This window comes from Streptomyces sp. PA03-6a (assembly GCF_033792765.1).
In the GTDB taxonomy this organism is placed as follows: domain Bacteria; phylum Actinomycetota; class Actinomycetes; order Streptomycetales; family Streptomycetaceae; genus Actinacidiphila.
On sequence record NZ_JARAVK010000014.1, the window covers coordinates 37,625 to 52,165 of the forward strand.

A 14,541-nucleotide genomic window follows, 5' to 3' on the forward strand; every position below is an offset into this window, starting at 1 on the left:
CGGCCGCGACCTCAGCCAACTCCCCATGCTGGCCTGGGACATGGTGTGCGAGACTGCCGCGATCGACAGCACGACCGACCCCCCTCCCGCGATGGAGTCCGTCATGACGACCGGCACCACCCCCCACTCACCGCGGATCGACACCAGCAGGGCCCACCCGGCGCGCGTGTACGACTGGCTGCTGGGCGGCAAGGACAACTACCCCGTCGACGAGGCCGTCGGCGAGAAGCTGCCGCCAGAGGCGCGTGACGCGGCCCGGCAGAACCGGCAGTTCATGCAACGGGCCGCCGCCTGGCTCGCCGCGCAGGGCGTCGACCAGTTCCTCGACATCGGCTCGGGCATCCCCACCGAACCCAACCTGCACCAGATCGTCCAGCGCGTGGTACCGGCGGCGAAGGTCGTCTACACGGACAACGACCCCCTCGTGCTGCACCACGCGCAGGCGCTGCTGGCGGGCCGCCCCGAGGGCGTCACGGACTTCCTCGAGGCCGACGTCCGGCGGCCGGAGGAGATCGTCGAGCACGCGCGGGGCGTCCTGGACTTCACACGCCCCGTCGCGCTCTCGCTCATCGCCCTGCTGCACTTCGTCCCCGACGAGCAGGACGCCCACGGCATCGTGCGCCCCCTGCTGGCCGCGCTGCCGCCGGGCAGTTACCTCGTCCTGTCCCACGCCGCGTCCGATCTCTTCCCGGAGCTCGCCGAACAGGTCACCGCCGAGTACGCCAAGGGCGGCATCCGCCTCGGCTTCCGTACGCGCCCGGAAGTCGCCCGCTTCTTCGACGGCCTGGACCTCGTCGCCCCCGGCCTGGTGACGGCCCCGGAGTGGTTCAGGACCTCCCCGGCGCCGTCCCCCGAGGACAGCGGGATCTACGCGGGGGTAGCGCGGGTCCGGTGACGTCCGAGCGCGGGGTCAGGGGTGGGCGACGACGGCCACGGGCGCGGCGCTGTGGTGCAGGACGGCGTGGGTGACCGGGCCGATGTGGCTGCCGACCGTGGACCGGCGGATGCGGCGACCGACCACGACCAGGCAGGCTTGGCCGGAGGCGTCCACCAAGTGGTCGGCGGGCCGGCCGATGACCTGGTGGGCGTGGACGTCCATTTCCGGGTACTTCGACTGCCAGGGACGTAGGGCCTCGGTCAGCGCGGTGTCGCGTTCGGCTGCCGAGGCCTTGATCAGGTCGGGCAGCACGACGCCCGAGCCGTGGATGTTGGGCGGCAGGGTCCAACCGTGGATGACCCGCAGGGGCGCGGCCCGGCGGGCGGCGGCGTCGAAGGCGAAGGCGAGCAGGTCGTCGTGGGGCCGGTCCAGGTCGAGTCCGAGGACGACGTCCCGGTACGGGGTGTCGGCCGATGCCACTCCGTCGGCATCCGGAAGGTGCTCCTCCTCCACCGTCTTGGCGGCCCTGACCAGGACGACGGGGCGGCGCACCGTGGCGATGACCGCGAGCGCCACAGAGCCGACGAGGAAGCCAGTGATGCCGTGCAGGCCGCGGGAACCGAGCGCGAGCACCTCGGATTCACCGGCGGCGGCCGCGAGGACCGCCACCGGCTGCCCGGCGGACTCCTCGGAGATGACCTCCAGCGGCGGATACCGCTCCCGCAGGGCCCGGGCCGCGTCCCTGGGAACGCCTGCGGCCCAGGAGCGCATGGCGACCGGCCCGGTCAGGGGTGCGTTGGCGTAGGGCTGCCACTCCCAGGCGTGGAGCAGCCGCAGCGGCAGGTCGCGCATTTCCGCCTCCCTGGCCGCCCAGTCGGCGGCCGCCAGGCTCTCGGGGGAGCCGTCCACACCTGCGATGACACAACGCACCATGACGTGACCTCCTTGCCGCAAAAGGGACGAGGTTGCTGCTGGGCCTGTGCTCCTACCGTCCCCGCGATGCCCAGCCGGTGGTATGGGCCACTGGTCCCCGCGGGGGACCGGTCGGCCCACAGTGCGAGGCCGTGGGTCACGGGCGGGTGGCGACGCATTAGGTAAGGTCGGCAGTCGGTTGCAGTAGGCCCAACTTGTTGTCGTTCCGGCCGAAGACCTTCACCAGGTCGCCGCGGGCCTGCGTCGAAGGGCGTCGACGATGCAGGAGGCGGGGCCCGCCGATGACGTAACGGGACGATCGGGGCGGTGCTGACGCCCAGGGTGCCGTGCCGCGCGTCCGTCAGGGCCCGGGGAGCCGAGCTCCCCGGGCCGGTGCTGGGCGTCGCGCCGGGCGTCAGCGCAGCCAGGCGTGGTCGCGGACGACGGGCAGCCGGGCCCATACGCGGCCCAGGCCCCAGGTGGTGCCCGCGGAGGCGGTGGCAAGGGCGATCAGCACGACCGCGTACACGAGGTGGTAGTCGGCGAAGGGGTTGGTCGACATGCTGGGCGACCCGTCGGCCAGGTGCCGGGCCGGAGGCCACTCGGCGACCCACATCAAGGCCATCATCGCGGTGCCGGCCACGGCGGAGATCCGCAGCGCCACGCCGCTCATCACCGCGACGCCGACGCCCAGCAGGCCCAGCATGAACAGCCAGTCCGCCCACTCGGCGCCGGCCCAGGCGTGGAAGGTGGACTGCAAGGGACCCGCGGCGACGCCGCTGAGGAACCCCTTGGTCGGCGAGCCGCCGTCGATCCAGCCCTTGCCGGAGCCGGTGGCGTAGCCGAGACCGAAGGTCTTGTCGAGGAAGGCCCACAGGAAGACGAACCCGGTCAGGACGCGCAGTCCGGCGAGGACGTACACGCGGGCGGACGTTGCGGACGTGGCAGCAGCCTCGCCGGACGGGGCGGTGCCTGTGCCGGTCCTGCGCCGTGCGGGGAGGCGGAACCCGGTGTGCCGCTGGGGGTGTCCTTGGATGGCCATGGTGCTGATCCCTTCCGATCCGGGCGGAGCGTGAACCTGGTGGATTTCGTTGCGTGTTCACTGTCCTGCGTGGCGGAGGTGCGACGCCGTGGGCCGAAGGCCCGTGGGCATGGGGCCGAACGTCCCTTCTGCAGAGACCAGTTGGCTGAACGGTTCGCGGACATGGGCAGTCAGCGGCGGGGCCGGCGCGCGAATGCCGCGCAGCGGGAAACGGATGCCGAGCGCCTCAGTGTTGGCCGCGCCCGGATCATGGAGGCGCAGTACGCCCACGCGCTTGACGTGCCGGGCCCCGCGGCGAGGCGGCCGAGCCGTCGACGGCGGCCGGCTCGTCGGCCGAGGACCGAGTGGGCGCGACAGGTCCCCTGCGGGAGCCGAGGCCGTGGGCGACGCCCCCGGCCACCGTGCCGGTCGCAACGGCGGAACACCGGTGGAGGGACGTTCGAAGCCGCCCCGATCCGGCTATCTTGAAGCTGGGCACCTGCCTGCTGTGCCGGATGGAGGATCCGTGGGGATGGACGGCAGCGAGGGCGCGGAGCGCCTGCCCCGGCTGAGGCTCGACGAGCTGCTGGACGAACTGCAGACACGCATCGACGCGGTCCGGGGGACGCGGGACCGCGTGCACAGCCTGCTGGAGGCGGTGCTGTCGGTCGGGCGGGAGCTGGACCTGCCGCAGGTGCTGCGGCGGATCGTGGAGGCGGCAGTGGTGCTGGTCGACGCCGAGTACGGGGCGCTGGGCGTGATCGGCGACGACGCGAAGCTCGCGCAGTTCCTGACCGTCGGGGTCTCGGACGAGCAGATCGAGGCGATCGGCCCCCTGCCGTCGGGCCACGGCATTCTCGGCGAACTGATCCGGCACCCCGAACCGCTCCGCCTGCGCGAGCTCTCCCACCATCCGGCCTCGTACGGATTCCCGGTCGACCACCCGCCGATGCACTCGTTCCTCGGGGTGCCGATCCGCGTCCGTGACGAAGTGTTCGGCAACCTGTACCTGACGGAGAAGCGCGGCGCCAAGGAGTTCGACGACGAGGACGAGACCGTGTTGTCCACCCTCGCCGTCGCCGCGGGCGTCGCCGTCGACAACGCACGTCTCTACCAGGAAGCCCGGTCGAAGCAGCGGTGGCTGGAGGCGAACGCGGAGGTCACCGCCAGTCTCCTGTCGGGAGTGGACGAGTCCCGCATCCTGGAGCTGATCGTGGAGCGCGCACGCAGCATCACCGGCGCGGATCTCGGGGTGGTCGCGCTGCCGGTCGACGGCACGACGGACGTGGAGGTGGCGATCGCCACCGGCACCGACGCGGACCTCCACCGTGGACTCACCCTCCCCCGGCAGGGGTCGTTCGCGGGCGCCGCCATGGAGGCCACCGAACCGATCACCAGCCCGGACGTGGAGCACGATCCGCGCATCACGGCCGGCCCGCCCCGGTTCGCTGGGCTCGGCCCTGCGGTGGCCGTCCCGATGAGTGCCCCGCAGGGGGTGCGCGGCGCGCTGTTGCTGGCCCGCGCAGAAGGGCAGCCGGTGTTCACCGAGACCGAGACGGAGTTGCTGCTGGCGTTCGCCGGATCGGCCGCCCTCGCCATGGAACTGGCCGAGCGACGCCGTGCCGCAGAGCAGATGGCACAGCTCGAGGACCGCGACCGTATCGCCCGGGACCTGCACGACCTGGCCATCCAGCGGTTGTTCGCCACCGGCATGACCCTGCAGAGCGCGGCGCGTTTCGTCGACCACCCCCAGGCGAGCGAGCGCCTGCTGCGCGCCGTGGACGACCTGGACGAAACCATCAAGATCATCCGCTCGACGATCTTCGGCCTTCGTGTCCACGAAACGACCTCGACCCGGCATGGTCTGCGGGTGCGCACCGCGAAGGGGGTCGAGGAGGCCGTGCCCGCGCTCGGGTTCACCCCGTCACTGCGGATGGAGGGCCTCATCGACACCGATGTCCCGGCCCCAGTGGCCGACGAGGTCGTCGCGGTGCTGGGTGAGGCACTGTCGAATGTGGCACGGCACGCACACGCCGGTTCGGCTGAGGTCGCCCTGGTGGTCGGCTCCGGCATCCTGGCACTTTCCGTGACCGACGACGGGGTGGGGCTGCCCGAAGGCGGCCGCCGCAGCGGTCTGACGAATCTCGCCAGGCGGGCCGAGAAGCTCGGCGGGTCGTTCACCGTCCGGACGAGGCCGTCCGGGGGGACGCACCTGGAGTGGAAGGTGCCGCTCGGCCCGGAGCCGGCGCGTGATGTCCCTCCATGACGTCCGTCGCCGACATGCGCGGGCTTGCCGGGCCCTGAGGGCCGTACCCGAGCCGGACGAGTATCTGGACGTGTCCCGGCCCGCTTTCCGCGCTGCGTAGCGCCCAACGCAGGTCGGGCCACTCCAGTGCCTGGTGCAGCAGCGACGCCCGCACCCGGTGCGCGGTGGCCACCAGAAGGACGTGCTCCAACGCCTGGCCGGCCCGCAGCCAGTCCGCACGCCGGTCGTGGGCGGTGGACAGCACCGCGATCAGCGGCTGCTGCTCGAATACCGCGGCCGGCAGCTGATTCTGCGGACCCAGCGCGGAGAAGTCCCGCATCGGCAGCCGCCCTGCGGCGTCCCGCGGGCCCAGGGCCACCGGCGTCAGGCCGTCCCGAGCACCTTCGCGGATCCAGCCCCGGCTCTCGGTACGGCGCGCGGGGTTGGTCACACCCCGCTGCTCCGCCTCCGAGGTCAGCCGCAGTATCCGCTGGGTCTCGCCGGCGTCCGGCACGTACAGTTTCGCCCCCTCCGAGTGGGCGGCGTCCGCCAGTTCGGCGAGGACCGGCCCCGGGGGCCGGTGCGCCGAGAAGGGAGCGCGGCTGCTGTGCCGGCGCCACAACGACTGGTACAGGTCCGCACGGTGCTCCCCACCGCTGCGGGACGGTCCGGCCAGCCGTACCGAAGCCAGCAGGTCCGGCTGCGCCGGGACCGGCAGCAGCCGGACGACGGGCTCCCAGCCGAAGTGGGCCACCGCGACCCGCAGGTTGAACACCGCCGCACCGACGGACACGTGCAGCGCCCGGCCCAGCGGGTCGGCCTCACGCAGCCCGCGCTCACCCGTGGCACGGACCAGGACCGTGGCAGTGTCCGGCTCCAGGCGGAATCGCCACGGCTGGCTGTTGTGGAAGGACGGCGCGGCGACGGCGGCGGAAATGAGCTTCTCCAACGTCGCGCCGTCGAGGGTCGTGGGCATCATGGTGGTCTCCTCCCGGCCCGGAACCTGGCTCAAGGTTCCGCCCCGCCGTGCTCGCGGGGGAGGGGCCGCTCGTCCCTGAGGCAGGAGCCATGCGGCACCATCTCAGCGTCGTGACTCGGCGTCCCCGCCGCCCCCGGTCTGGTGCTGGGTGGCGAGCACGGCGGCCTGGATGCGGCGTTCCACGCCGAGCTTGGCCAGCATCCGGGAGATGTGGTTCTTGACCGTCTTTTCCGACAGGAACAGCCGCTTGCCGATCTGCCGGTTCGTCAGGCCCTCTCCGATGAGTTCCAGGATCTCCCGCTCGCGCGGAGTGAGCGTGGCGAGGGTCTCGTCCTGCGGACTCGCCGGTTCTTCCTGGTGGCGCAGGCTGCTCATCAACCGGGCGGTGGTCGCCGGGTCGAGCATCGACTGGCCCGAGGCCACGGTCCTGACGGCGGAGATCAGGTCGGAGCCCTTGATCTGCTTGAGCACGTAGCCGGCGGCGCCCGCCATGATCGCGTCCAGCAGGGCGTCGTCGTCGTCGAAGGACGTCAGCATCAGACAGGCCAGTCCCGGCATGCGCGAGCGCAGCTCCCGGCAGACCCCGATGCCGTCGCCGTCCGGGAGACGCACGTCGAGGATCGCCACGTCCGGCCGCAGGGCCGGTCCCCGCGCCAGTGCGTGGCCGACCGTGCCGGCCTCCCCGACGACCTCGATGTCGGGTTCGGCGTCGAGGAGGTCGTGCACGCCCCGCCGTACCACCTCGTGGTCGTCGACCAGGAACACCCTGATCGGCGCCCGCGGTGAGAACTCCTCTGCACCCGTCATGCCGGCCCCCTGCCGTGTGTCGCTGCCCTGACGTCCCGTGTCCCGGTGATCCTCACCCACCAGGGCCGGGCGCGCCAGGGCCGAACGGACCCATCGGAACGGGGCGGGCCCATCAGGGGACGTCGATGCGCCGGCCGGTGATCGCGGCCGCGTCGATCCGTACCCACTCGCTGCGGTCGTCGTCGCCCGGCCACGGGCCGCTGTACGCCCGTCGGGCGAGGTGCCGCACGGCCTCCGGGTCCTCGACGTGCCTGGCCGGGCCCCGTACCAGGACGCTCCAGCCCTGGCTGAGCGCCTCGTCCACGTGGTCCACCTCGAAGACGACCTCCGTTCCGGTGACCTCGGCCGGCCCGGAACCGGGGGCGGTCCTGAAGACAACGGAACCGTCGACCACGCTGTAGTTCACGGGCAGGATGGCCTCGCGGCCGGGAGCGGTCACTGCGATCCGGCCCACGCCGTGGCCGTTCAGGCGCGACCAGCATTCCTCGGGGGAGAGCTCCACCAGGCGTGCGTGCGATGAGGCGCGCCCGAGGCGGCCGGGCGGAAGGTCGGCCTCCCCTCCGTTGAGCGCCACGACCGTGGTGTCCAGGGCGGCCGCGAGCGTTCCCAGCGTTCCCGGACCGGGAGCGGCCGTGGACTGCTCCTCGATGAACCGCAGGTAACTGGTGGCCATGCCGGCCCGGGCCGCGACTTCCTCACGGGTCAGACCCAACTCGTCGCGCCGCTTCGCCACACGGCGCCCCATGTCACCAGGGGCGGCCGGATACGGATTCGGTGCCATGCTGCTCACGTCCTTGGTCCCGAGGATCTGAGAGACCGCGCACTGCCGCGTGCGGGTCGGACCCTTACGATCGTCGCCCATCGGCGGCTCCGGAGACAGGGCCGAACGGGCCCGGCAGCCGGTGAGAACGGCCTGCCCGGCCCACCCGGGCGGCCTCTTCGGCCCCTGCTCCTCAACCCCGCCCCCGTGCGACCGTCGCCGCAGGGAAAGGGGGCGTGGCCATGAGCGGTCGGGTGATGTTCTGGCGGTGGCGGCGCAATTCGATGCGACGCGGAACGGATGTCGCGGAGGCGTGGACGGGAGTGGCGGCGGCGGTCCTGATGGCCGTCGGTGGTCCCGCCGCGGGGGTCGCTTCCGCGGTCGCCGTGGAGCACGACGCACTGCACCAAGGTGACGGCATGCGCCAGGTGACGGCAGTCCTCACCGAGGACGCGGCGGACGCGGTGGAGAACTCCTACACGGGGTCCTCCGGTACGGTGCGGGCCACCGTGCGGTGGACCGCCCCGGACGGTGTCGCGCACGTCGGCAGCGCTCGCGTGGAGCCGAACAGCCGGACGGGGTCCACCACACCCGTCTGGGTGGACCGGCACGACGAGATCAGGGAACCACTGCTCACACCGGTGCAGGCGGAGGTGCAGGGGCAGGTGTTCGGTGTCTTCGCCGCCACCGGCGCGGGCGGGCTGGTCCTGGCAGGACGCTGGGCCGTCCGGCTGCGGATCGACCGTCATCGGGCGGCGGCGTGGGAGCGGGAGTGGGCCGAAGTGGAACCCTCGTGGGGCCACCGGCGGGCATGATCACCCCCAACGCCCGGGGTGCTTCCGGTGTGCTTCAGTCCCACACGGCGTTGACGACGCCCTCCACGGCTCGGGCGAACCGTGACGCCACAGGGACCAGCGACGGGTCTCCCGGCGCGCCGGAGAAGTGGACGACGCCCTCCTCGACGCGTGCCCGTACCGGTGAGGGCTCGCCGGGGAAGAGGTACCCGGCGATCTCGCGGTTGACCTCCTCGGCGATCTCCTCGTCCGGACGCAGGAAGACCTTCAGCAGGTCGCCGCGGCTGACGATGCCGCACAGCATGCCCTCGGCGTCGATGACCGGCAGCCGCTTGACGTTCCGGAACGCCATGGCGCGCGCCGCCTGGGCCAGCGTGGCGTCGGCGTGCACGCACACGGCGGGGGCGCTCATCAGCTCGTCGGCGGTGGTGGCGCCGGCCTTGCACAGATCCGGCAGGCGCCGCATCTGCTCGTTGCGGGAGGGAGCGCTGTCGCGGTACTCCTCCTTGGGCAGCAGGTCGGCCTCGGACACCAGGCCGACTACCCGACCCTCGCCCTCCAGCACGGGGAGTGCACTGACCTTCCACCGCTCCATGGTCGTGACGATCTCCTTGAACGAGGCGTCCCGGCCAACGGCGACGACGGAACGGGTCATCACGTCGCTGACGATGTGCGGACTGCCGTGCATCGGTCCCTCTCCTCCTGGCGGGCGGAAGCCGGTCAGTGCGCGGTTCCGCTGCCGGCAGGACCGTAGAGGTCCAGCAGACGGGTGCGGGTCTGCAGCAGGCGGTGCGCGACGATCTCCGCCACCCGGCGGGACACGGCCCGGCCGAAGGCAGGGTCGGCCTCGCACAGCGCCCGCACGATCGTGGCGTCGTACTCCGTCGCCCGCACCGGGCTCTGCGCCTGGGCGCCCAGATGCCAGCTGTACGGAGGGAACAGCCACGACCAGCCGAGAAGGTCGCCGTGTCCGAGAGTCTCCAGCACGGCGGGGCGGCGCCCGGGGACGTGGAGGTCGAGTGCGACAGATCCGGTGTGGATGATCCAGAACCTGTCGGCTCGTTGCCCCTCCTCGAAGATCCGGGTCCCGGCCGGGAAGGACACCTCGCGGCCGAGTTCCGTCAGGCGCTGTCGCGCCTGGGCCGGCAGTACGTCGAGCAGGCCATTCGTCGTGGCGGTGGTCATCACCGGCACCTCCGTCCTGAGGACCGTCCACACGACGTGACGGGGGACGACCGGGCGGCCCGTCGGCGGCCCTCGTCCTCAGGCTGCACCCCGGCACCCTCCGCCCGCAGGGGCCTACCGGCCCCATGTCCTGGCCCGCCCGGTACCGAAGGCGGGTGCACGTCGGTGAGCCACCGCTGACCAGGGGGTCCGGAGGTCAGCCGATGGGGACCAGGACGACGGGGCAGTGCGCGTGCTGGAGCACCGCGTGGGTGACCGGTCCCAGGCGCATGCCGAGCGGGCGGTCCTGGCGGCGATGGGCACCGACCACCACCACGTCCGCCGCGCGGCTCGCCTCCACAAGCGCGGCGGCGGCGTGTCCCGGAACGGAGTCCACCCGCACGGCGACATCCGGAAAGCGTTCGGTCAGCTTTGACACGACGAACCGGGCCAGTTCCTTGTGCTGCCGTGCCTGGGAGGCCAGGTCCTGGCGGTGGGACGTGGGCCACTCTCCCATGGAGATGTGCGGGTGGGTCCAGGCATGGAGGACCCTCAGCCGTGCGGCGCGTCGTTCGGCCTCCTCGAACGCGAACAGGGCGGCCTCGGCGTCGCTTTCGTCCTCCAGGCCGAGCAGCACCTTGTCGTGCAGCAGCCCCCGTCGGACGGCCGCGTCCTCGCCGCGGACGACCATCAGCGGACCAACGGTGTGGGCGGCCACCCGCAGGCTGACGGAGCCCAGGAGCAGGCCGGCGAAACCGCCACGGCCTCTGGTGCCGACCACGGTCAGGGTCGCGGTCCGGCCCAGGCGCACCAGCGCCGAGGCCGCCGGCTCGGCAGCCTGCTCCAGTGCGACGGACAGCCCCGGATGCCGGTCCTCCACGCGTCTGGCGGCCAAGTCCAGGACCGTACGGGCCGCTTCGCCCGGCGGGCGCTCGCCATCGGCCTCCAGGCCGAATCCGACCTCGCCCGGATCGGGCCACGGCAGACCGAGCACGATCCGCAGGGCGGCGTCCCGCCGGTGTGCCTCGTCGGCCGCCCGGTCCAGGGCGCGCACGGCAGGGTCCGATCCGTCGACCCCCACGACGACCTCCCCGTGTGGTACGCGGGGCGGCCCCGCTGCGTATCCGCGGCCCGTCATGCCCCGCCTCCCTTGGTCGTCATGTCAGCCCACCACGATGCGGCGGCCCGTCACGGTCGCCGGTGTGATGCGCACCCACAGGTCGCGGTCCCCGCCGGCCCACGGCCCGGTGTACGCCTGTTCGTTGAGCCGCCGGACGCCCGCGGGGTCGGTGACGGTGTGCGCCATCCCGCGGACGAGGACGCTCCAGCCCTGGCTCAGGGCGTCGTCCACCTCGTCGACCTCGAAGGCGCACTTGGTGTCAGAGGCCTCCGCGGGGGTGGCGGCCGGCGAGGTGCGGAAGGCGATCGTGCCCTGGTCGACGCTGTAGTTGACCGGTACGACGGTGAGTCCCTCGGGCATGGACAGGGCGAGCCTGCCCACCCCGTGAGAGGACAGCAGTCTCCAGCACTCCTCACCGCCCAGTTCCACCAGTTCGGCGCGGCCTGCGGCCTGCCCGCGCCCCGACGGCAGATCGGCCTCGCCACCGCTGAGCGCGGAGACGCTGGTGTCCAGCGCCATGGCCAGGCCACGCAGTGTCGCGATGCCGGGAGCTGCGGTGGAATCCTCCTCCACGTACTGCAGATAGCCAGGGGCGATGCCCGTACGGGCCGCCACTTCCTCCCGCGACAGGCCCAATTCCTCACGGCGCATCGTGATGCGCCGGCCGATGTCCCCGGGCACGGTGGCTGGGGAGTGCTTCGTCATGACCGTCGGTCCTTTCCTCAGAGCTCAGTCGGTGAGCGCCATCGCCGAGTGGTGCGGGCCGCCGAGCACGACCTTGAGCGCCGCGGCGTCGGCCGCCCGGCCGAACACGGCGTAGGCCTCCTCCATGTCCTGGAGTTCGAAGGTGTGGGTGACGAGGGAAGCGGCCGGAGGCGTCCGGAAGCCATCATGCGCAACAGCACCGGGGTCGAGTACGTGTCCACCAGCCCCGTGGTGATGGTCACGTTCCTCCTCCACAGGTCCTCCAGGTGAAGGGTGGCCCGGCGCGCCGTGGACGCCGACGTTGGCCGGATGGCCGCCCGGCCGGACGATGCGCGCGCACGGTTCGAAGCTCTCGGGAACACCCACCGCCTCGATCACCACGTCGGCGCCGAGTCCCTCGGTCAGGTCGAGGACCAGCCGCTCGGGCTGCTCACCGGCGTTGGCGACCGCGTCCGCGCCCAGGCGCTTGGCCGCGTCCAGACGGGTCTCCGCCAGGTCGATAGCGATGATCCGGTCGGGGGAGTACAGACGCGCCGTGGCGATCGCGGCCAGTCCGATCGGCCCGCTGCCGACGACGGCGACCGTGTCGCCGGGCCGGACGCGGCCGTTGAGGACGCCCACCTCGTAGGCCGTGGGGAAGATGTCGGCGAGCAGCACCGCGTCCTGACTGCGCACCGAGGCGGGCAGCGGGTGCAGGCGGACGTCGGCGAACGGTACGCGCACGTACTCGGCCTGGGTCCCGTCGATCAGGTGCCCCAGTACCCAGCCTCCGCCGCCGACGCACTGCCCGTAGGCTCCCTCGCGGCAGAATCGGCACCGGCCGCACCCGCAGATGCAGGAGATCAGCACCCGGTCGCCGGGACGCACCGTCGTGACAGCGGTACCGGTTCCGACGACTTCGCCCACCGCTTCGTGACCCAAGACGGTGCCGGGGCGCACGTCGTGCGCGTCACCCTTGAAGATGTGCAGATCGGTTCCGCAGACGGTGACCGCGCCGACGCGCACGATCGCGTCGCCGGGGTCCTTGACCTGCGGATCCGGCACCTCCTGCCAGCGGGCCTGCCCGGGCCCCTGGAAAACCCACGCCTTCACGGCCTTCCCTCCTTCGGACGGAGTCGTGTCCTGCCGTCAAGGTGTGGCGCGGCGCCAGGCGTCCGCCTAGGCCGGCCGGGCCAGTCGAGGAGGCCGACCGGTCGCCTTGGGGGAGCCTCACACGCGGCTCGACGTGAGGTCGAAGCGCACGTCCACGACACCCTCGACGGAGCGCACCATCCGTGCCACGACCGGGACCAGCGACCGGTCGGCGAGCAGGCCGCTCACCGTCACGATTCCCTCGGTGACTTCGACGTCCACCAACTGCCACGCGCCCGGCAGGACTTCGCCCGCGAGGATGTCCCGCACGTCACGGGCGATGTACTCGTCAGTCCGGAGGAACACCTTGAGCAGGTCGCCGCGGCTCACCACGCCGCGCAGCGTTCCGTCGGCGTCGACCACGGGCAGTCGTTTCACGTGGTGCAGCGCCATCGTCCGTGCCGCCTGCGCCAGGGGGGCGTTCTCGCGCACGGTGACCGCCGGGGCCGTCATCAGCTGCTCGGAGGTGACCGCGGCCGCCTTGTCCGGGCCCGCGCCGATCGGCGGGGCGACGTCCTCGCGGTGTTCCTCCTTGCGCAGCAGATCCGCCTCGGAGACCACGCCGACGACCCGGGTGCCGTCGGCCACCACAGGTAGCGCGCTTACCTTCCACTGTTCCAGGGTCCGCACGATCTCCTTGAAGGACGTGCCCAGGGCCACCGCGACGACCTTGCGTGTCATCACGTCGCTCACCGTCGCCGGTTGCAGGTTGGCGTTCATGGCCGCCTCCTTCGACGAGGGACGGAAAACCTCCCGCACCCAGTCTGGGACGCGCCGGTAACCGCCGCCATTGGGCCACCCGGCCCCGTGGACGGGCCCAACGCCCCCTGCCGTCGTACAGAGCCGCGGCGGTCTGCCGGACGAAGGGAAAGCCCGACCGAGGGAGGCTGACATGCTGCGAGACCGGCAGTTCACCCGCCCGGGCCCGATGCGTACCCGAAGCGGCTGCGAGATCTCCGTGTCCCGAGTCGATCCCGTCGAGCGCCCTGTCGGGACGGGGCGGATCGGCCTTGACGTTGCACGGTCGTCCTGCGACCAATGGCGCGGCCGGGCGAGCCTCACCCCTGCCGAGGCCCGCCACCTGGCCGCGATGCTGACGGCCCAGGCCCGCGCCGTCGAGCGGGAAGCCCTGCGCGACGCGGATGACCGGGGCGACCTTCCCGTGGAGGTACGCCGGGTGGAAGGCGATCACTACGCCACCGTCGTACGCGGGCACCGGATCGACACCGACCAGCCGCTCGGCGGCCCGGGGACGGACCGGGGACCCACCCCGGTAGAGCTGTTCGTGGCGTCCCTCGCGTCATGCGTCGCCCATTACGCCGGGCGCTACCTGGACCGGCACCACCTGCCGGGCGATGAACTGCGGGTCGGCGCCCGCTTCACCAAGGCACCCGGCGCGCGGATCAGTGCGGTCGCCCTTCGGCTGACGGTCCCCCCTCTGCCGCCCGAACGCGACGCCGGACTGCTGGCCGTGGCGCGGCACTGCACGATCCACAACACCTTGTCGGCACCACCCGAGGTGACCTTCGACCTCACCACCGCCGTCGGGAGCGCACCGTGAAGGTCTCCGAGTTCATGAACGCGCCCGTCGTCACCGTGCAGCCCGGCACCCCGGCGCGGCAGGCCGCCCTGCGGATGGAGGACGCCGGGGTCGGATCGGTACTGGTCGCTCGCGCGGATCGCCTGCTGGGTATCGTCACCGACCGTGATCTGGTCGTACGCTGCCTGGCGCAGGGTGGCGACCCGGACATGCCGGTGTCCGAGCTGATGTCGGCCCCCGTGACCACGCTGGACGTCACCGACGACCTCGCGGACGCCTACCGGACGTTCCGCCGCTGCGGCGTGCCCTGCCCGTGCTGGACGGGCACCGGCTCGCAGGGTTGCTCACCGTCGACGATCTCTTCCTCGACCTCTTCCAGCACCTGGCCGATCTCCTGGGACCCGTGGCCTGGACGGTACTGAAGGAACCGCCCGAGGACGGCACGGCAGGGCTGGCGGCGTCCGGACCCCCGGCCTGGCCGGGGTG

15 protein-coding genes and 1 pseudogene are annotated in these 14,541 nt (G+C 72.4%); 5 read left to right on the forward strand and 11 right to left on the reverse strand.

From position 1 onward, the window contains the following. Positions 1-103 precede the first annotated feature (103 nt). Positions 104-895, forward strand: coding sequence for an SAM-dependent methyltransferase (locus PV350_RS05835; protein ID WP_500333066.1), 792 nt, complete (start codon positions 104-106; stop codon positions 893-895). Positions 896-910: 15 nt separating this feature from the next. Here the strand turns inward: PV350_RS05835 and PV350_RS05840 are convergent, their stop codons facing one another. Next, positions 911-1,810, reverse strand: coding sequence for a universal stress protein (locus PV350_RS05840; RefSeq protein ID WP_499509005.1), 900 nt, complete (start codon positions 1,808-1,810; stop codon positions 911-913). 394 nt (positions 1,811-2,204) lie between these two features. Next, entirely contained in the window at positions 2,205-2,831 is a 627-nt protein-coding gene (locus tag PV350_RS05845; RefSeq protein ID WP_499509004.1) for a hypothetical protein, read from the reverse strand. A gap of 511 nt (positions 2,832-3,342) precedes the next feature. On the opposite strand from PV350_RS05845, the gene PV350_RS05850 reads away from it, so the two are divergent. Continuing rightward, the gene (locus PV350_RS05850; protein WP_499509003.1) at positions 3,343-5,076 is read left to right on the forward strand and encodes a sensor histidine kinase; all 1,734 of its coding nucleotides are present in this window, start codon (positions 3,343-3,345) and stop codon (positions 5,074-5,076) included. Here the strand turns inward: PV350_RS05850 and PV350_RS05855 are convergent. From PV350_RS05855 to PV350_RS05865, 3 genes are all read right to left on the reverse strand, one after another. Continuing rightward, entirely contained in the window at positions 4,988-6,034 is a 1,047-nt protein-coding gene (locus PV350_RS05855) for an Acg family FMN-binding oxidoreductase (protein WP_500333067.1), read from the reverse strand. The genes PV350_RS05850 and PV350_RS05855 overlap by 89 nt on opposite strands. 102 nt (positions 6,035-6,136) lie before the next feature. Continuing rightward, positions 6,137-6,841, reverse strand: coding sequence for a response regulator (locus tag PV350_RS05860; protein WP_499509001.1), 705 nt, complete (start codon positions 6,839-6,841; stop codon positions 6,137-6,139). A 112-nt stretch (positions 6,842-6,953) separates the two neighbouring features. Next, positions 6,954-7,622 carry a pyridoxamine 5'-phosphate oxidase family protein gene (locus tag PV350_RS05865; protein ID WP_499509000.1) on the reverse strand — a complete coding sequence of 223 codons (669 nt, stop codon included), beginning with the start codon at positions 7,620-7,622 and terminating at the stop codon, positions 6,954-6,956. Positions 7,623-7,843: 221 nt separating this feature from the next. Between PV350_RS05865 and PV350_RS05870 the strand changes: the two genes are divergently transcribed. Then, on the forward strand, positions 7,844-8,416 hold the full coding sequence (locus PV350_RS05870; RefSeq protein ID WP_500333068.1) for an Rv1733c family protein: 573 nt from the start codon (positions 7,844-7,846) through the stop codon (positions 8,414-8,416). Positions 8,417-8,450: 34 nt separating this feature from the next. Here the strand turns inward: PV350_RS05870 and PV350_RS05875 are convergent, their stop codons facing one another. The 6 genes and pseudogenes from PV350_RS05875 to PV350_RS05900 all read right to left on the reverse strand — a co-directional run bounded on the left by PV350_RS05875 (position 8,451) and on the right by PV350_RS05900 (position 13,235). Then, complete coding sequence (locus tag PV350_RS05875) at positions 8,451-9,083, reverse strand: CBS domain-containing protein (RefSeq protein ID WP_499508997.1); 633 nt, start codon at positions 9,081-9,083, stop codon at positions 8,451-8,453. Positions 9,084-9,115: 32 nt separating this feature from the next. Beyond that, complete coding sequence (locus PV350_RS05880) at positions 9,116-9,580, reverse strand: Crp/Fnr family transcriptional regulator (RefSeq protein ID WP_499508996.1); 465 nt, start codon at positions 9,578-9,580, stop codon at positions 9,116-9,118. 196 nt (positions 9,581-9,776) lie between these two features. Next, a complete protein-coding gene (locus PV350_RS05885) occupies positions 9,777-10,640 on the reverse strand; it encodes a universal stress protein (protein ID WP_499508995.1) in 864 nt (287 codons plus the stop codon). An 81-nt stretch (positions 10,641-10,721) separates the two neighbouring features. Continuing rightward, positions 10,722-11,384 (reverse strand): helix-turn-helix domain-containing protein, encoded by a 663-nt coding sequence (locus PV350_RS05890; protein ID WP_499508994.1) that lies wholly within the window; start codon positions 11,382-11,384, stop codon positions 10,722-10,724. A gap of 24 nt (positions 11,385-11,408) precedes the next feature. Then, positions 11,409-12,476 (reverse strand): annotated as a pseudogene (locus PV350_RS05895) (alcohol dehydrogenase catalytic domain-containing protein). Between the two features lie 117 nt (positions 12,477-12,593). Next, positions 12,594-13,235, reverse strand: a complete 642-nt coding sequence (locus tag PV350_RS05900; RefSeq protein WP_499508993.1) for a CBS domain-containing protein — start codon at positions 13,233-13,235, stop codon at positions 12,594-12,596. Positions 13,236-13,407: 172 nt separating this feature from the next. Here PV350_RS05900 and PV350_RS05905 point away from each other — a divergent pair, with 172 nt between their 5' ends. Together PV350_RS05905 and PV350_RS05910 are read left to right on the forward strand one after the other, a co-directional pair. Next, positions 13,408-14,076: an OsmC family protein gene (locus PV350_RS05905; RefSeq protein ID WP_500333069.1), complete on the forward strand. Its 669-nt coding sequence runs from the start codon at positions 13,408-13,410 to the stop codon at positions 14,074-14,076. Continuing rightward, complete coding sequence (locus PV350_RS05910) at positions 14,073-14,477, forward strand: CBS domain-containing protein (RefSeq protein ID WP_500333070.1); 405 nt, start codon at positions 14,073-14,075, stop codon at positions 14,475-14,477. The genes PV350_RS05905 and PV350_RS05910 overlap by 4 nt, the downstream gene beginning before the upstream one ends. The last annotated feature ends 64 nt before the right edge of the window (positions 14,478-14,541 follow it).

Bases quoted from the DNA above. Each gene is read 5' to 3' on its own strand.
- PV350_RS05840 (WP_499509005.1), bottom strand. From the start codon at position 1,810: ATGGTGCGTTGTGTCATCGCAGGTGTGGACGGCTCCCCCGAGAGCCTG.
- PV350_RS05880 (WP_499508996.1), bottom strand. From the start codon at position 9,580: ATGACCACCGCCACGACGAATGGCCTGCTCGACGTACTGCCGGCCCAG.
- PV350_RS05845 (WP_499509004.1), bottom strand. From the start codon at position 2,831: ATGGCCATCCAAGGACACCCCCAGCGGCACACCGGGTTCCGCCTCCCC.
- PV350_RS05905 (WP_500333069.1), top strand. From the start codon at position 13,408: ATGCTGCGAGACCGGCAGTTCACCCGCCCGGGCCCGATGCGTACCCGA.
- PV350_RS05900 (WP_499508993.1), bottom strand. From the start codon at position 13,235: ATGAACGCCAACCTGCAACCGGCGACGGTGAGCGACGTGATGACACGC.
- PV350_RS05855 (WP_500333067.1), bottom strand. From the start codon at position 6,034: ATGATGCCCACGACCCTCGACGGCGCGACGTTGGAGAAGCTCATTTCC.
- PV350_RS05870 (WP_500333068.1), top strand. From the start codon at position 7,844: ATGAGCGGTCGGGTGATGTTCTGGCGGTGGCGGCGCAATTCGATGCGA.
- PV350_RS05890 (WP_499508994.1), bottom strand. From the start codon at position 11,384: ATGACGAAGCACTCCCCAGCCACCGTGCCCGGGGACATCGGCCGGCGC.
- PV350_RS05875 (WP_499508997.1), bottom strand. From the start codon at position 9,083: ATGCACGGCAGTCCGCACATCGTCAGCGACGTGATGACCCGTTCCGTC.
- PV350_RS05850 (WP_499509003.1), top strand. From the start codon at position 3,343: ATGGACGGCAGCGAGGGCGCGGAGCGCCTGCCCCGGCTGAGGCTCGAC.
- PV350_RS05835 (WP_500333066.1), top strand. From the start codon at position 104: ATGACGACCGGCACCACCCCCCACTCACCGCGGATCGACACCAGCAGG.
- PV350_RS05860 (WP_499509001.1), bottom strand. From the start codon at position 6,841: ATGACGGGTGCAGAGGAGTTCTCACCGCGGGCGCCGATCAGGGTGTTC.
- PV350_RS05865 (WP_499509000.1), bottom strand. From the start codon at position 7,622: ATGGCACCGAATCCGTATCCGGCCGCCCCTGGTGACATGGGGCGCCGT.